Source organism: Nocardioides panaciterrulae, from assembly GCF_013409645.1.
Taxonomy (GTDB): domain Bacteria; phylum Actinomycetota; class Actinomycetes; order Propionibacteriales; family Nocardioidaceae; genus Nocardioides; species Nocardioides panaciterrulae.
On the sequence record NZ_JACCBG010000001.1, the window covers coordinates 1,844,092 to 1,858,713 of the forward strand.

General features: G+C 73.9%; 12 protein-coding genes. 8 read left to right on the forward strand and 4 right to left on the reverse strand.

Translation table 11 applies throughout. The annotated features are described in order from the left end of the window. Positions 1-83: 83 nt before the first annotated feature. Together BJZ21_RS08620 and BJZ21_RS08625 are read right to left on the reverse strand one after the other, a co-directional pair. Positions 84-1,421, reverse strand: a complete 1,338-nt coding sequence (locus tag BJZ21_RS08620) for a M20/M25/M40 family metallo-hydrolase (RefSeq protein WP_179663357.1) — start codon at positions 1,419-1,421, stop codon at positions 84-86. Beyond that, positions 1,418-3,577 (reverse strand): prolyl oligopeptidase family serine peptidase, encoded by a 2,160-nt coding sequence (locus BJZ21_RS08625; RefSeq protein WP_179663358.1) that lies wholly within the window; start codon positions 3,575-3,577, stop codon positions 1,418-1,420. Before BJZ21_RS08625 ends, BJZ21_RS08620 begins: the two co-directional genes overlap by 4 nt. 30 nt (positions 3,578-3,607) lie before the next feature. Here BJZ21_RS08625 and BJZ21_RS08630 point away from each other — a divergent pair, with 30 nt between their 5' ends. The 6 genes from BJZ21_RS08630 to BJZ21_RS08655 are packed head-to-tail and all read left to right on the forward strand — an operon-like array spanning position 3,608 to position 10,118. After that, positions 3,608-5,440, forward strand: a complete 1,833-nt coding sequence (locus BJZ21_RS08630) for an ABC transporter substrate-binding protein (protein ID WP_179663359.1) — start codon at positions 3,608-3,610, stop codon at positions 5,438-5,440. Next, positions 5,437-6,495 (forward strand): ABC transporter permease, encoded by a 1,059-nt coding sequence (locus tag BJZ21_RS08635; protein WP_343052048.1) that lies wholly within the window; start codon positions 5,437-5,439, stop codon positions 6,493-6,495. The genes BJZ21_RS08630 and BJZ21_RS08635 overlap by 4 nt, the downstream gene beginning before the upstream one ends. Continuing rightward, a complete protein-coding gene (locus tag BJZ21_RS08640; RefSeq protein WP_179663360.1) occupies positions 6,492-7,424 on the forward strand; it encodes an ABC transporter permease in 933 nt (310 codons plus the stop codon). The genes BJZ21_RS08635 and BJZ21_RS08640 overlap by 4 nt, the downstream gene beginning before the upstream one ends. Further along, positions 7,424-8,389: an ABC transporter ATP-binding protein gene (locus BJZ21_RS08645; RefSeq protein WP_179663361.1), complete on the forward strand. Its 966-nt coding sequence runs from the start codon at positions 7,424-7,426 to the stop codon at positions 8,387-8,389. Before BJZ21_RS08640 ends, BJZ21_RS08645 begins: the two co-directional genes overlap by 1 nt. Further along, positions 8,389-9,429 (forward strand): ABC transporter ATP-binding protein, encoded by a 1,041-nt coding sequence (locus BJZ21_RS08650; protein ID WP_179663362.1) that lies wholly within the window; start codon positions 8,389-8,391, stop codon positions 9,427-9,429. Before BJZ21_RS08645 ends, BJZ21_RS08650 begins: the two co-directional genes overlap by 1 nt. Beyond that, on the forward strand, positions 9,426-10,118 hold the full coding sequence (locus tag BJZ21_RS08655) for an SDR family NAD(P)-dependent oxidoreductase (RefSeq protein ID WP_179663363.1): 693 nt from the start codon (positions 9,426-9,428) through the stop codon (positions 10,116-10,118). The genes BJZ21_RS08650 and BJZ21_RS08655 overlap by 4 nt, the downstream gene beginning before the upstream one ends. Here the strand turns inward: BJZ21_RS08655 and BJZ21_RS08660 are convergent. Both BJZ21_RS08660 and BJZ21_RS08665 read right to left on the reverse strand, forming a co-directional pair. Next, on the reverse strand, positions 10,070-12,031 hold the full coding sequence (locus tag BJZ21_RS08660) for a CocE/NonD family hydrolase (protein ID WP_179663364.1): 1,962 nt from the start codon (positions 12,029-12,031) through the stop codon (positions 10,070-10,072). The two genes, BJZ21_RS08655 and BJZ21_RS08660, sit on opposite strands and share 49 nt — an antisense overlap. Beyond that, positions 12,028-13,089 carry a P1 family peptidase gene (locus BJZ21_RS08665; RefSeq protein WP_179663365.1) on the reverse strand — a complete coding sequence of 354 codons (1,062 nt, stop codon included), beginning with the start codon at positions 13,087-13,089 and terminating at the stop codon, positions 12,028-12,030. The genes BJZ21_RS08660 and BJZ21_RS08665 overlap by 4 nt, the downstream gene beginning before the upstream one ends. Before the next feature lie 49 nt (positions 13,090-13,138). Here BJZ21_RS08665 and BJZ21_RS08670 point away from each other — a divergent pair, with 49 nt between their 5' ends. Both BJZ21_RS08670 and BJZ21_RS08675 read left to right on the forward strand, forming a co-directional pair. Continuing rightward, positions 13,139-14,200, forward strand: a complete 1,062-nt coding sequence (locus tag BJZ21_RS08670) for an arginase family protein (RefSeq protein WP_179663366.1) — start codon at positions 13,139-13,141, stop codon at positions 14,198-14,200. A gap of 48 nt (positions 14,201-14,248) precedes the next feature. After that, the gene (locus BJZ21_RS08675; protein WP_179663367.1) at positions 14,249-14,620 is read left to right on the forward strand and encodes a hypothetical protein; all 372 of its coding nucleotides are present in this window, start codon (positions 14,249-14,251) and stop codon (positions 14,618-14,620) included. Positions 14,621-14,622 lie beyond the last annotated feature (2 nt).

The following is a 14,622-nucleotide window of genomic DNA, read 5'->3' on the forward strand; positions in this document are numbered from 1 at the left end:
ATGCGTCACGGCAGGCCGGTCCGGCGAAACCGGTGAGGCTCTTCGGGTGCCCGCCTCGCTGCGCTCAGGGACCTCCTCCGGACTCACGCTGAGCCCAGCACCCTCCTCGCCAGCGCGAGGTGGAACTCGACCGCGAGCAGCAGGTCGTCGACGTGCACCCGTTCGTCGGCGTTGTGGAAGCCGTCGCGGAGCACCTCGGCGCTGGTCGACCGGAACGGGCTGAAGCCGTACGCCGTGGGCGTGCCGGCGGCCCGCAGGTAGACCGAGTCGGTGAAGCCGGTGCTCAACATCGGCAGCAGCCCGGCGTCGTCGCCGCCGTCCGCCAGCACCGACCGGATCGCCGCCATCAGCTCCGACTCGGGCTCGGACGCGCTGCCGGCCACCAGGTGCTCGGGCCACTCGAGCTCGTAGGCGACGCCGGTGCCCAGCCGGTCGCGCACCTCGCGCTCCACGTCGGCCTCGGTGGTGCCGGGCAGGATCCGGCAGTCCAGCTCCATCCAGGCCCGGGCCGGCATCACGTTGCGCTTGCCGGAGCCGCCGAGCATGGTGGGCGCCATCGTCGTCCCGGCCAGTGCGGGCAGCCAGTCGGCGAGCACCGGGTGCAGCGCGACCGCCGTGGCCACCGCCCGCTCCGGGTCGGCGACCGGCTCGCCGAGCAGCACCTCGAGCGCCGCGTCGACCAGCGGCGACGGCGTACGGCGGGGCAGGCCGCGACCGACCCGGCGCAGCAGCTCCCCGAGCAGCGGCACCGCGTTGTCGCCGACCGCCGGCATCGAGGCGTGGCCCGCCTCCCCGACCGCGACCACGCGGGCGGGGTAGGTGCCCTTCTCGCCGATCCCGATCGTCTGCACCGTGCGGCCGTCGCGCAGCGGGAGGCGCTCGCCGCCGCCCTCGTTGACCGCCATGTCCGGGCGGATGTCGGGCCGGGACTCCAGCAGCCAGCGCATGCCGACGTCGTACATCCCGTCCTCCTCGTCGGCGACCGCGAGGAACCACAGGTCGCCGCGGGGCCGGAAGCCCGAGCGCGCCAGCTCGGCCATCGCGACCGCCCGGGCGGCCACCTCGTTCTTCATGTCGACCGCGCCGCGGCCCCACAGGAAGCCCGCCTCGTCGACGACGGCCGCGAACGGCGGGTGCGTCCAGTCCCGCGGGTCGGCCGGCACCACGTCGGTGTGGCCGACGAAGGCCAGGGACGGCCCCTCGCCGGTGCCCGGGATCCGCGCGACCAGGTTGGCCCGGTCCGGCTCGCGGGCCACCAGCTCGCAGTCCACCCCGGCAGCCTCGAGGTGGTCGCGCAGCAGCTCCGCGGCGACGGTCTCGTTGCCGGGACGGCGGCCGAGGTGGGCCTCGGGGGCGTTGGTCGTGTCCAGGCGGACCAGCGCGCGGGTGAGCTCCAGGACCTCCCGGTGCAGCGGGGTCACGCGACACCCAGCCGGTCGAGCACCCACGCCAGGACCTCGGCCTCGTAGGCGAGGTGGCCGTAGCGCCCCGAGGGCCCGACGTGCGCGCCGGCGCCGGTCTCGACCCGGAACAGGCACCGCGGGCCCCAGTCGGGATCGGTCGCGCGCAGCGCGGCCACCCACTTCGCCGGCTCGCGCACCATCACCCGCGGGTCGTGCACGGCGCCGGTGACCAGCAGGTCGGGGCGACCGCCGGCCGGCGGCAGGTTCTCGTACGGCGAGTACGCGAGCATCCAGTCGAACTCCTCGCGGCGCCGGGGGTCGCCCCACTCCTCCCATTCGGTGACCGTGAGCGGCGTCTCGGCGTCGAACATCGTCGTCACCACGTCGACGAACGGCACCTCGGCGACGACCGCGCGCCACCGGTCCGGGCGCTGGCCGAGGACGGCGCCCTGGAGGAGGCCGCCGGCGCTCAGGCCCCGGGTGGCGATGCGGTCGCCGTCGACCAGCCCCTCTCGGGCCAGGCCGTCGGCGACGGCGATGTGGTCGTCGAAGGTGTGCTGCTTGTGGGCCAGCTTCCCGTCCAGGTAGCGCCGGCGGCCCATCTCGCCACCGCCGCGCAGGTGCGTGAAGACGTAGACCATGCCGCGGTCCAGCAGGCTCGGCAGGGCCGGGTCCCACTCCGGCTCGAAGACGGCCTCGTAGGACCCGTAGCCGTAGAGCAGCGCCGGCGCGGTGCCGTCCAGCGGGGTGTCCCGGTGCCGCATGACGAGGGCCGGCACGCCGGTCCCGTCCGGTGCGGGGAAGGTGCGCCGCTCGGTGACGTACTGCTCCGGGTCGTAGCCGGGGGCCTCCTGCCGCCACACGGTCTCCAGGGCGCCGGTGCCCAGTTCCCAGGCCCGGCAGGCCGCCGGGTGCAGCCACGCGTCGTCCCGCACCATGACGAGACCCCCGTCGTACAGCGGTGATGAAGCGAGCGAGACGTCGCCGCCCGGGAAGTCGCTCTCCACCCGGCCGCCGCCCTGCGCTGCCGCCAGGTCGTCGTGCGGCACCAGCTCCAGCACCTGGGCACCTCGGTCGCGCAGGGTGAGGACGACCCCCGCCGCGAACGCGTCCGCGCGCAGCAGCCGGGTGGACCCCGACGCCGGGCGCGCCTCGGTCCACGCGGTGTGGTCCTGGTCCGCGCCGTCCGGGACCGGCGCGGTCATCAGCCGCAGCTCGACCGCGTCGTCGTCGGTCACCACCAGCAGGTCCTGGCGTCCGTCCGGCAGCCGGCGGTGCTCGGCGTGGTAGCGCACGCCGTGCCGACGTCCGCCCACCGACCAGGGGCCGCGGCCGACGTCGTGGGCGTCGACGACCCAGCACTCGGAGGTGGTGTTGCTCTCGCTCCAGAGCACGACCAGGTCGCCGGTGCGGGTGCCCCGGACCTGGACCTCGAAGTGCTGGTCGGGCTCGGAGAGCACCAGCACGTCCTCCTCGACGGGGGTGCCGATCCGGTGCCGCCACACCTCGTACGGGCGGTAGGCCTCGTCGTGGACGGTGTAGAAGAACCACGAGGAGTCCGCGCTCCAGGCCCCGCTGTAGTAGCTGCGGCCGACCACCTCCTCCAGGTCCCGTCCGGTGCGCAGGTCGCGGAAGCGCAGGGTGAACACCTCCTCGCCGCTGGTGTCCACCGAGTAGGCGAGCAGGTCCTCGTCGGGGCTGACGATGCTCAGCCCCACGTCGAGGTAGCCGCTCTCGTCGGCGAGCGCGTCGATGTCCAGGAGCACCTCGGCGTTCTCTCCCGTTACCGGACCGTTGCGAAATCCGTCGGTCGACGCGCCGTCAGGGAGCGAAATCGGCTTCGAACCGGGGTCGGGGCCGTTGATTTCTCTGACCAACTGCCCGTAGTCACTTCCCGCGAGCTGCCGGTTGTAGTAGGAACACCTCGGACGCCGCGACGGGGGACTCACGTCGGCCTCCGGGACGCGGGACCCCATCTCGGCACGCAGTGTGGTGACCAGGGAGTGCAGATGCGCAGTCGAAGAGTCGTAGAACCCCCGCTCGGCGGCCAGGTGGTCGAGAACCTCGGTCGTGGTCCCGGCCATCCAGCGGTAGGGGTCCGGGCGGGGCACGCCGTGCTCGCGGTGCTCGAAGGGCTCTCGACGGGGCGCAGGAGGCTGCGGGGCAGGAGTCACGGCGGTCAACGTACTGTGCGGCGGGGCCTGGTGACAGCAGGTCTGCTGGCGACGACGCTCGTGCCGGGCGCCGCGCTGACCGCGGCCTCCGCGCCGGCGAGCGCGGCCGACAGCACGACGTTCACGGTGGGCCTGCTCAACGAAGCCGACTCGTTCAACCCGTTCCTGGGCATCGAGGCCGAGTCCTACGAGATGTGGGGGCTGACCTACGACTACATGATCCACTACTCGATGAAGGACATGTCGCCCGAGCCCGGGCTGGCGACGTCGTGGAAGACGTCCGACGACGGCCTCACGTGGACATTCGACATCCGCACCGGCGTGAAGTGGTCCGACGGCCAGGACCTCACGGCCGAGGACATCGCGTTCACCTACAACCGGGTGCTCGAGGGCGGCCCGTGGGGCTCCACCTGGGGCTCCTACCTGACCGGGGTGACCAAGGTGGCCGCGCCGGACGCGACCCACGTGGTGCTCACGCTGAAGAAGCCCAACGCGGTGCTCCCGCTGCTGCCGATCCCGATCGTGCCCGAGCACGTGTGGAAGGACGTCACCACCAGCCAGGTCAAGAGCTACTCGGCCGAGCCGAAGGACGGGCAGCCGGTCGTCGGCGAGGGGCCGTTCAAGCTGGTCGAGGGGACCGCCGGCGGCTCGACGTACCGCTTCGAGGCCAACAAGGACTACTGGGGCGGCGCGCCGCACGTGGACCAGGTCGTCTTCCGCGTCTACAAGAGCGAGGACCCGATGGTCCAGGCGCTGATCAAGGGCGAGATCGACTTCGCCGAGGGCATCTCCCCGCTGCAGGTCAAGTCGCTCCAGGGCCAGTCGGGCATCACCGCGCACAACGGCGACTCCCCGGGCTTCGACGAGATCGCGTTCAACGCCGGGTCGGTGGACACCAAGACCGGCAAGCCGATCGGCGACCCGAACCCGGCCGTGCTCGACCCGAAGTTCCGCCACGCCCTGGGCTTCGCCATCGACCGGGACCAGCTGATCACCAAGGTCTACCAGGGAGCCGGCCAGCCGGGTGACTCGATCATCCCGCCCGCCTACTCCTCCTACCGCTGGACGCCGCCCGCCGACCAGGCCTTCACGTTCGACCTCGACAAGGCCGGCCAGCTGCTCGACCAGGCCGGCTACACCATGGGGTCGGACGGGCAGCGGACGATGCCGGACGGCTCCCCGATCGGCACCCTGCGGCTCGACGCCCGGTCCAGCTCGGACACCTCGCTGAACACCATGAACTACTTCAAGGAGTGGCTCGACCAGCTCGGCATCAAGTCCACGGTGCGGACCTATGAGTCCAGCAAGCTCACCGACATCATCCTCCAGGGCGACTTCGACGTCTTCCAGTGGGGCTGGTACGTCGAGCCCGACCCCGACTCGATGCTCAGCTACATGACCTGTGGCCAGCGCGGCGGCTGGTCGGACTCCTGGTACTGCAACCCGCAGTACGACGCGCTCTACCAGCACCAGCACGAGGAGACCGACCAGGCCAAGCGCGAGCAGGAGGTCAAGCAGATGCAGCAGCTGCTCTTCGCCGACTCGCCGTACCTGGTCACCGCCTACAACACGATCGGCGAGGCCGTGCGCAGCGACCGGTTCGCCTGCTTCCAGCCCCAGCCCGACCCGGGCGGAATCTGGTTGATCCAGTACGGCGTGCACAACTACATCTCGGCGCGTCCGGCCGACCAGGCGGGCAACTGCGACGGCGTGTCCAGCGCGATCGGTGCGACCGCAGCCAGCGAGTCCACCGGCACCAGCAACACCTTCTGGGTGGGCGCCGGGGTCGTGGTCGTGCTGCTCGCCGGCGCGGGCGGCGTGCTCGCGATGCGTCGACGGTCCTCGGTGGGTGAGCGGGAGTGAGCCTCGCCGCCACGCCGGAGTCCGTGACGGCCGCCGAGTCCGGCGCCGTCGCGTCGGCCGGGCGGTCGCGGCGGCGGGGGTACGGACGCTACGTCTGGGCCAAGGTGGCCGGGGCCTGCGGGAGCCTGCTGTTCATGCTCGTCGTGAACTTCTTCCTGTTCCGGGTGCTGCCGGGTGATCCCGCCCGCACCCTGGGCCGGGGCCGGTTCACAACGCCCGAGCAATTGCACGCGTTCGACGCGACGTACGGCCTGGACAAGTCGCTGCCCCAGCAGTTCCTGACCTTCCTGCAGAACACCGCGACCGGTGACCTGGGGGTGTCGCTGAAGTACCGGGTCCCGGTCTCCCAGCTGCTGATGGACCGGCTCGGCACCACGCTGCTGCTGGTCGGCGTCTCCACGCTGCTGGCCACGGCCATCGGCGTGTGGCTGGGGATCCGGGGTGCCTGGCGCCGCGGGGGCGGCTTCGACAAGGCGTCGACCGGCGCCTCGCTGACGCTCTACTCGATGCCGGAGTGGTGGCTCGGGCTGCTGCTCATCGCGGTGCTGGCCGTCGGGGTCGGCCCGGTCCCGGGCATCTTCCCGACCGGGGGGCTGCACTCGATCGACGCGCAGCCCGGGACGGTCTCCTACCTGCTGGACACCGCCTGGCACCTGACGCTGCCGGTCATCACGCTCACGCTCGCCTACCTGGCCGACTACTCCCTGATCATGCGCAGCTCGCTGCTCGACGAGCTGGGCCAGGACTACCTGACGACCGCGCGGGCCAAGGGGCTGCGCGACATCCAGGTGCGCAACCGGCACGCGGTCCCGAACGCGCTGCTGCCGACCACGACCGTGATCGCGCTCAACATGGGCTTCGTGGTGGCGGGAGCGATCACGGTCGAGACCGTCTTCTCGATCCCCGGGCTGGGCCTGCTCGGCACCGAGGCCCTCGAGGTCCCCGACTACTGGGTGTTGCAAGGAGTCTTCATGGTGGCCTCGGCCGGCGTGATCCTGGCGAACCTCGCCGCCAACCTGCTCTACGGCCTGCTCGACCCGCGGGTGCGCACATGAGCGCCGCCGGCGAGCTGGGCCCGGGTACGACGACCCCGGTGCTCTCGGCGCGCCAGCTCACGCGCCGGCGCCGGGCCCGGTCGCTGGCCCGCGGCTGGCGGCTCTTCCGCGCCAACCGCTCCGGCCTGCTGGGACTCGCGGTGCTGCTGGTCTTCGCCGTGGTCGCGATCGCCGCACCGCTGATCGCCTCGGCCGACGGGCTGCAGGTCACCAAGGCGACCGGCGGGGTCCTGGAGCCGCCGTCCGCGCAGTACTGGCTGGGCACCGACGACCAGGGCCGCTCGGTCCTGACGCTGCTGATCTGGGGTGCCCGGATCTCGCTGTTCGTCGGGCTCGCGGCGACGCTGATCTCGATGATCATCGGCACGCTGGTCGGCATCACCTCCGGCTACTTCGGGGGCTTCGCGGGCGCGGCGCTGTTCCGGGTCACCGAGTGGTTCCTGGCCATCCCGTTCCTGCCGCTGGCGATCGTGATGGCGACGGTCCTGGGGCCGTCGCTGCTCAACATCGTGCTGGTCATCGGCGTCACCTCCTGGCCAGGCACCGCGCTGCTGATCCGCAGCCAGACGCTGTCGATCAAGGAACGCCCCTACCTGGAGCGGGCCCGCGTGCTGGGGGCCGGCCGCTGGCACCAGGTCGGCCGGCACGTGCTCCCGAACGTGATGCCGATGGTCTTCGCCAACACCACCCTGACCGTGGCGATCGCGATCCTCACCGAGACCACGCTGAGCTTCCTCGGCCTCGGCGACCCCACCCGGGTGTCGTGGGGCTCGATGCTCGACGAGGCGTTCCACGTCGGCGCGATCACCACCGGTGCGTGGTGGTTCATCGTGCCGCCGGGGGTCTGCGTGGTCCTCGTCGTGCTGGCGTTCACGCTGATCGGTCAGGCCCTCGAAGAGGTCCTGAACCCCCGCCTGAAGGGACGCTGATGAACGACCTGCTCACGATGCGCGAGGTGTCGGTGACCTACCGCACCGAGTCCGGCGAGGTGCCGGCCGTCCGGGACGTCAGCCTCGAGGTCGGGCGGGGCGAGATCGTCGGGATCGCGGGGGAGTCGGGGTGCGGCAAGTCCACCCTGGCCAGCACCGTGCTCCGGCTGCAGCCGGCCAGCGCCACGGTCACCGGTGAGGTGCTCTTCGAGGGCAATGACGTGCTGACGATGGGCTGGGGCGACCTGCGCGTGCTGCGCTGGGCGGGCGCCTCGATCGTCTTCCAGGGCGCGCTGCACTCGCTCAACCCGGTGCGCCGGGTCGGCCAGCAGATCGCCGAGCCGATCTCGGTGCACGAGCCGACGGCGTCCGCACGGGACCTGGCCGACCGCACCGCCGGGCTGCTCGAGCAGGTCGGCCTGCCGGCGTCGCGCGCCCGGGCCTACCCGCACCAGCTCTCGGGCGGCCAGAAGCAGCGCGTGATGATCGCGATGGCGCTGGCCTGCCGCCCCCGCCTGATCGTCGCCGACGAGCCGACCACCGCGCTGGACGTCATGGTCCAGGCGCAGGTCCTCGACGTGCTCTCCGGGCTGGTGCGCGAGCTCGGCGTCGGCATGCTGATGATCAGCCACGACCTCTCGGTGCTGGCGGACCTCTGCGACCGGATCGTGGTGATGTACGGCGGCCGCGTCGTGGAGGAGGGACCCTCCCGCGAGGTCTTCGCCCGCGCGCTGCACCCGTACGCCGGGGCGCTGTCGGCGGCGTTCCCGCGGGTCGGCGACCCGGCCGCGCGGTTCGCGCCGGCCGGGCTGCCCGGTGACCCACCGGACCCGGCCGCGCTGCCGCCGGGCTGCTCGTTCGCACCGCGCTGCGCACGGGTCGTGGAGGAGTGCCACCACGTGCGGCCCGAGCTGCGGACCTACGACGCCGGACGCCGCGCCGCCTGCCTGCGGGTTGGTGCCTGATGGCGGGCTCGCTGCTGGAGGCGCGCGGCGTCTCGGTGGAGTTCGTGTCCCGCGACGGGAGCACAGCCCGGGCGCTGGACGGCGTGGACCTGCAGGTCGGGGCCGGCGAGATCGTGGCGCTGGTGGGGGAGTCCGGCTCGGGGAAGACCACGATCGCCCGGGCCCTGCTCGGCCTGGAGCGCCCCACCGCGGGCCAGGTGTGCCTCGACGGCGAGCCGCTGAAGTACTCCAGCCGGCGCCTGCGCGAGCTGCGCCGGCGCGTGCAGATGGTGCTGCAGGACGCCTCCGGTGCGCTGAACCCGCGGCAGACCGTCTACGAGTCGGTGGCCGAGGGGATCCGGCTGCACGACATGGTCGGGCGCGACCCGGGGGGCCGCACCGAGGAGCAGCTGGTGGCGGCGGCGCTCGCGTCCGCGGGCCTGCGCCCCCCGGAGCGGCTGTTCCTGCGCTACCCCCACGAGCTGTCCGGGGGCCAGCGCCAGCGGGTGCTCATCGCCGGGGCGCTCGGGGTGGGCCCGGAGCTGCTGGTGGCCGACGAGCCGGTCTCCAGCCTCGACGCCTCGATCCGCGGCGAGATCCTCGCGCTGCTGCTCAAGCTGCGCGAGGAGCTCGGCCTGGGCGTGCTGGTGGTGACTCACGACCTCGGCCTGGCGTGGAACATCGCCGACCGGATCGCGGTCATGTACCTCGGCCGGGTCGTCGAGTCCGGGCCCACCGAGCGGGTGCTGCAGGCGCCCGAGCACCCGTACACCCAGGCCCTGCTGTCGGTGGTGCCGGAGATGGAGGGGCTCGAGCCGGTGGTCCTCGCCGGCGAGATCCCCGACCCCGGCCGGATCCCTACAGGCTGTCGGTTCCACCCGCGCTGCCCGGCGCTCGCCGACGGGCGGGCGGCTGCGCACGGCGTCGACGACGCCTGCCGGCGCCAGCGGCTCCCGGTCCTGTCGGCCGATCCGACCGGGCACCACGTCGCCTGCCACCTCGCGGCGGCGCTGTCCGGGCCGCCGGCGCCGGTCGCCTCGGCCGCCGAGGCGGGTCGGTGAGCGGCCGCTCGCTCCTGGTGGTGGGCGCCGGCCCCGGTCTCGGCGGGGCGGTGGCCCGCCGCTTCGCCCGGGACGGGTACGCCGTCGGCCTGGTCGGGCGCGACGCCGCCCGGGTGGCCGAGCTGGCGGCCGAGCTCCGCGCCGCCGGCTCGGCCGCCGAGTCGGCGATCGTCGACATCACCGACGTGGCGGCGGCCACCGAGGCCGTCACCGGCCTCGGGCAGCGACTCGGAAGCATCGACGTCCTGCACTTCAACCCCAGCGCGTTCCGGCAGCAGGACCCGCTGCACCTGACCGTGGCCGGGTTGCTGGAGGACGTCGCGCTCGGGGTCGGGGCGCTCCTGACGGTGCTCCAGGCGGCCCGGCCGTTCCTGGCGAGCGGGGCGCGGGTGACCGCCACCGGCAGCATGGCCGCCGACGAGCCGTGGCACGAGGCCGCGTCGTTGGGCGTGCAGAAGGCCGGGCTGCGCAACCTGGTCCGCAGCATCGACGCGACGCTGGCGCCCGCCGGCATCCGCGCGGTCTCGGTGACGGTGCGCGGAACGCTGGCGGAGCAGGGGCCGTTCTCGCCGGGCCGGGTCGCCGAGGCGATCCACGCGGCCGCCGGCCGCCCCGCGGAGGACTGGCGGACCGAGGTGGCCTACGACGGGTCCGGCGACGGGACCGGCGACGGGGCGGCGGTGGACTGAGGTCCCACCGTCCAGCGGCGGTGCGAGACCTGTTCCCCGTCGAGGGTGGCGGTGGTCTCGATCGCCACGTCGAGCCCCGCAGCGGTCACGGTCACGTCCATCGTGGAGCGGACCCGGACGTCGACGCCGGGCCAGGCGAGGGCGAACGTCGTGTCGGCGTGCGCCCGTTGCTCGAACGTGCGCCGGTCGACGCTGACCTCGCCGCTGTAGTCCTCGCGCGCCCGGCCGTCGTACGGCGTGGCGTAGTCCTCGCAGGAGGCGGTGACGGCGGTGGTGGTGCGGCGCAGCACGTCGTCGCGGATCTCCCAGGTGACGCCGTCGGCGCTCTCGGCGGAGCGGTCCGCGCCGGCCGGCAGGTCGGGGGTGGGATGGTCGCCCTCGAGCAGCGGCAGCTCGAGCTCGCCGCCGTGCACGGAGAGCGTCACCGGCCCCGGCGGCGCGACGGTGTTGGGCCAGTCCGCGCCCGCGATGCTCACCCGCAGCAGCTGGCCCGGGGCCCAGGTGTAGGCGCAGGCGTCGAGGACCACCGTGACGTCGTACTCCCGGCCGGGCACCAGGGGTGCGGGTGGCCCGTGCACACCGTCGCGGAAGGCCAGGTCGAGCGTGCCGCGGGTGACCAGCGCCGAGGTGCCGTCGGGGAAGACGTCGCAGAGCTTGACCGAGAGCGAGGCCGCGGGCGCGTCGGCGCTGACCCGCAGCCGCACCCGGGGGTGGCCCACCACCGGTGCGGGCGGTGGGGCGCTCTCCCAGGTGAGCGAGCGGGCGTCGTCGGGGCGCTGGTCGAGCGAGAGGCCCCAGGGCAGGTGTCCGGCGCAGTCGATCCAGGCCGCGGTGCCGACGTCCGGCTCGACCGTGAGCTGGGCGGCGCCGTCGAGGGGCGTCGTGTGCAGGACGGTGGGCGGCACCGACGGCAGCCGCAGCCACGATCCCTGGTGGCGGTCGAGGTCGGGCTCGGGTCGCGTCGAGCTGCGTACGAACACGTCGCAGTGCGAGGCGAAGGGCTCCCGCGCCATCTCAGGGCGCAGCCACCGGTCGAACCAGGCGGCCATCTCGGGGCGCAGGTCGACCCGGGGGCCCGACATGGCGGTCGTGGGATCGGCGTGCGCCCACGGGCCGGCCAGCAGGCGGTGCGGCACGCCGTCGGCCGCCAGGGCGGCGACCGTGCGGAAGGAGTTGTTGCGGTAGCCGTCGGCCCAGCCGGCGACCAGCATCACCGGGCAGCCGATCCGCTCGTAGCCGGCTCCTGCGCCGTCCAGGCGGACCGACCCGCCCCGCCAGTAGTCACCGTGGACCCGCTCCCGCAGCCAGGTCAGCACCCATGGCTCGTTGGCCTCCAGCCGCCGCTGCCACTCCTGGCGCCAGCCCGGGCCCCACACGTCCGGGACGGGCGGCAGCACGCACATCGGCGTCATGTAGTGGCAGTAGTCGACGAGGTCGACCAGCCGCAGCGCACCCCCGCGGTAGTGCACGTCGTCGGTCCACCGGTCGTCGCTGGCATAGATCGCGCAGACGGCCTTCAGCGCCGGTGGCCGCTCGCAGGCGAGCTGCAGGGAGTTGAAGCCGCTGTACGACGTGCCGAACATCCCGATGTTGCCGTCGCACCAGTCCTGGTCGGCCAGCCAGGCGATCACCTCCACCAGGTCGCGCTGCTCGGTGGAGGGGTACTCGTCGGTCGCGTCCCCGCCCGAGGAGCCGGTGCCGCGCAGGTCGAGCCGGCAGACGGCGTACGCGTGGTGGTCGCGGAGCTCCTCGTAGCCGGTGGCGTAGGACGCGGTCAGGTCGTCCTTGCGGTAGGGCAGCGCCTCCAGCAGACAAGGCTGCGGCCCCAGCGCCGGGTCGGGCAGGAACAGGGTCGCCGCGAGCTCCACCCCGCCGGTGACCGGGACGCGGACCTCGCGGGTGCCGCCGGTCACCGGCGCAGGAGGGCGAGCACGCCGGGGGAGTGCAGCGACTCGCTCGTGTGGCCGTCGCGCCCGACGGTGGTCGGTGAGGTGAACATCGAGTCCAGCACGGCCTCCTCGGCCGCCTCGACGACGCCGGCGAACAACGGGTCGAGGGCCCGGCCGCCCAGGGCGGTCCGGTCCGGGGTGCCGTCGCGGTCCAGGCGCAGCCCGGTGCCGAACCCGAGGAAGATCTCGCCGCTGCCGTGGTGGGCCACCGAGCCGCTGCGCGCGAGTCCCAGCCCGACCCGGCGGGCCAGCCGGGCGCAGGCGGCGCCGTCGACGGGGGCGTCGGTCACGACGAGGCCGATGCAGGAGCCGGCCGGCTTCGCGGGGCCGCTGACGACCGGCGGCAGCTGCCGGCCGACCGGCGTACCGGCGACCACGAGCTCCTCGCGGACCCCGAAGTTCGTCAGCAGCAGCACGGCGACCGTGTGGTCGCCGACCGTCCGGGAGGCGGTGCCGATGCCGCCCTTGAAGCCGAAGCAGGACATGCCGGTGCCCGCGCCGACCGCGCCCTGCTCGGGCGGCTCGGCGGAGCCGCGGCTGGCCAGCGCGGCGGCGTGTGCGGCGCGCACGTCGTCGCCGGTGACCTGCATCCGGCGGCAGTCGTTGAGGTGGGAGTCGTCGCACTCCGCGACCACAGGGATCACCACGTCGTCGGCCACCTCCGGGTGGGCCTCGAGCGCAATCTCGCAGGCCGCGTCGTAGACGCGTCCGAGCTGCATGGTCGAGGTCAGGTAGACCGGCGTCTCGGCCGAGCCCCACTCGCCGGCGGTGAGGAAGCCGGTGCACTCGCCGGCGCCGTTGAGCACCGCGCCGCCGGCCGGGACCGGGCGGCGGTAGGCGTCCTCGGCCAGCACCAGCACGCTCACGCCGGTGCGCGCGACGCCCCGGCCCTCGGGCGGCGCCGGCTCGTCACGGTGCACGGTCGTGTGGCCGAGCCCCACGCCGGGGACGTCGAGCACGGAGTTCGTCGGGCCGGTGGGCATCGCCCCGATCACGATCCCCAGCTCTCTGGCGCGCGGCATGGGGTCATCCTGCCGGACCCCGGTGACCCGCGGTGGGATGCTGGCGTCCGTGACAGCCTCCTCGATCCCGGTCGTGTGGTCGCCCGACACCCGGTTCCACGACCCGAAGCACGAGATCTGGGTGGGCGCCACCACCCCCGCCGTGGAGGTCGCGGAGCGCGTCGACACGATCCTGGCCGCGCTGGCGGGCTCCCCGTTGCGGGACGCGCGGGCGCACGGGGACGAGCTGCTGGCGGCGGTGCACGACCCCGAGCTGCTGGCGTTCCTCGAAGGGGCCGCGGAGGCGTGGACCGCGGGCGGCTACGCCGAGCTGGTGGGCCAGGACCGGGTGGTGCCCTACTTCTTCCCGACCGAGGCGCTCCTGCAGGGCATGCCGCCGACCCCGGCGGTCGCGACCCACGGCCGGGTGGGCCGCTGGTGCTACGACACGATGACGCTGGTCGGTCCTGGCACGTGGCCCGCGGCTCGGGCCGCCGTGGACGTGGCGCTGACCGCGGTCGACGTGGTGGCGGCGGGGGAGCGGACGGCGTACGCGCTGTGCCGGCCGCCCGGGCACCACGCCACGCGCAGCGGGTACGGCGGCTCCTGCTACCTGAACAACGCCGCGGTGGCGGCCGAGGGGCTGCGCCGCGCCGGTCACGAGCGGGTGGCGATCGTCGACGTCGATGCCCACCACGGCAACGGGACCCAGGCGATCTTCTGGCAGCGACCGGACGTGCGCTACGGGTCGGTGCACGTCGACCCGGCGGCCGGGTGGTTCCCGCACCTGTTCGGGCACGCGCACGAGACCGGCGCGGGCGCGGGAGAGGGCGCGAACCTCAACCTGCCCCTCGCCGAGGGCACCGGGGACGGGCCGTGGGTCGAGGCGGTCGAGCGCCTGGCGTCGTGGGTGTCCGGCTCCGGCGCGTCGGCGCTGGTCGTGTCGCTGGGCGTCGACGCCGCGGCCGACGACCCGGAGAGCCCGCTGCTGGTCACCGCCGAGGGCTACCGGTCCGCCGGCGCCCTGCTCGGCGGCCTGGGGCTGCCCGCCGTGGTGGTGCAGGAGGGCGGCTACCACCTGCCCTCGCTCGGGGGGCTGGTGGCGGCGTACCTGGAGGGCCACGGCTCCTGACCACAAGTCGATCGAACAGACGTTCGATCGACGGCGTACCATGGCGCCATGCCCACCTACGTCGCCCCGCCCGGCTGGCCGGCCGAGGTGCGACCGCCGGACGCGCCCGACTGGGAGCGGACCGCGCAGGCCTGGCTGCTCGACCTCTGTCCGCCGGAGTTCCGCTCCTACCCGGCGCTGCGCCGGCATCTGGTGGTGCTCGCCCGGTTCGCGGTGCTGCACGTCGAGGCCTGCCAGGCCGCGGTGCGCCGGGGCCTGAGCGAGGCGAGGGCCGACCTGCGGGACGTGGCGATGCCCGACGTCGTGGAGGCGGCGGTGCAGACGTGGCTGGCCGAGGACGCGCGGCTCTCCGGCGTACGCCGGGCCGTGGGACTGGTCGAGGAGGCGCTGCGCGGCCGGCGGTTCGTGGCCCGGCTCTGATC

Bases quoted from the DNA above. Each gene is read 5' to 3' on its own strand.
- BJZ21_RS08675 (WP_179663367.1), top strand. From the start codon at position 14,249: ATGCCCACCTACGTCGCCCCGCCCGGCTGGCCGGCCGAGGTGCGACCG.
- BJZ21_RS08665 (WP_179663365.1), bottom strand. From the start codon at position 13,089: ATGCCGCGCGCCAGAGAGCTGGGGATCGTGATCGGGGCGATGCCCACC.
- BJZ21_RS08645 (WP_179663361.1), top strand. From the start codon at position 7,424: ATGAACGACCTGCTCACGATGCGCGAGGTGTCGGTGACCTACCGCACC.
- BJZ21_RS08640 (WP_179663360.1), top strand. From the start codon at position 6,492: ATGAGCGCCGCCGGCGAGCTGGGCCCGGGTACGACGACCCCGGTGCTC.
- BJZ21_RS08650 (WP_179663362.1), top strand. From the start codon at position 8,389: ATGGCGGGCTCGCTGCTGGAGGCGCGCGGCGTCTCGGTGGAGTTCGTG.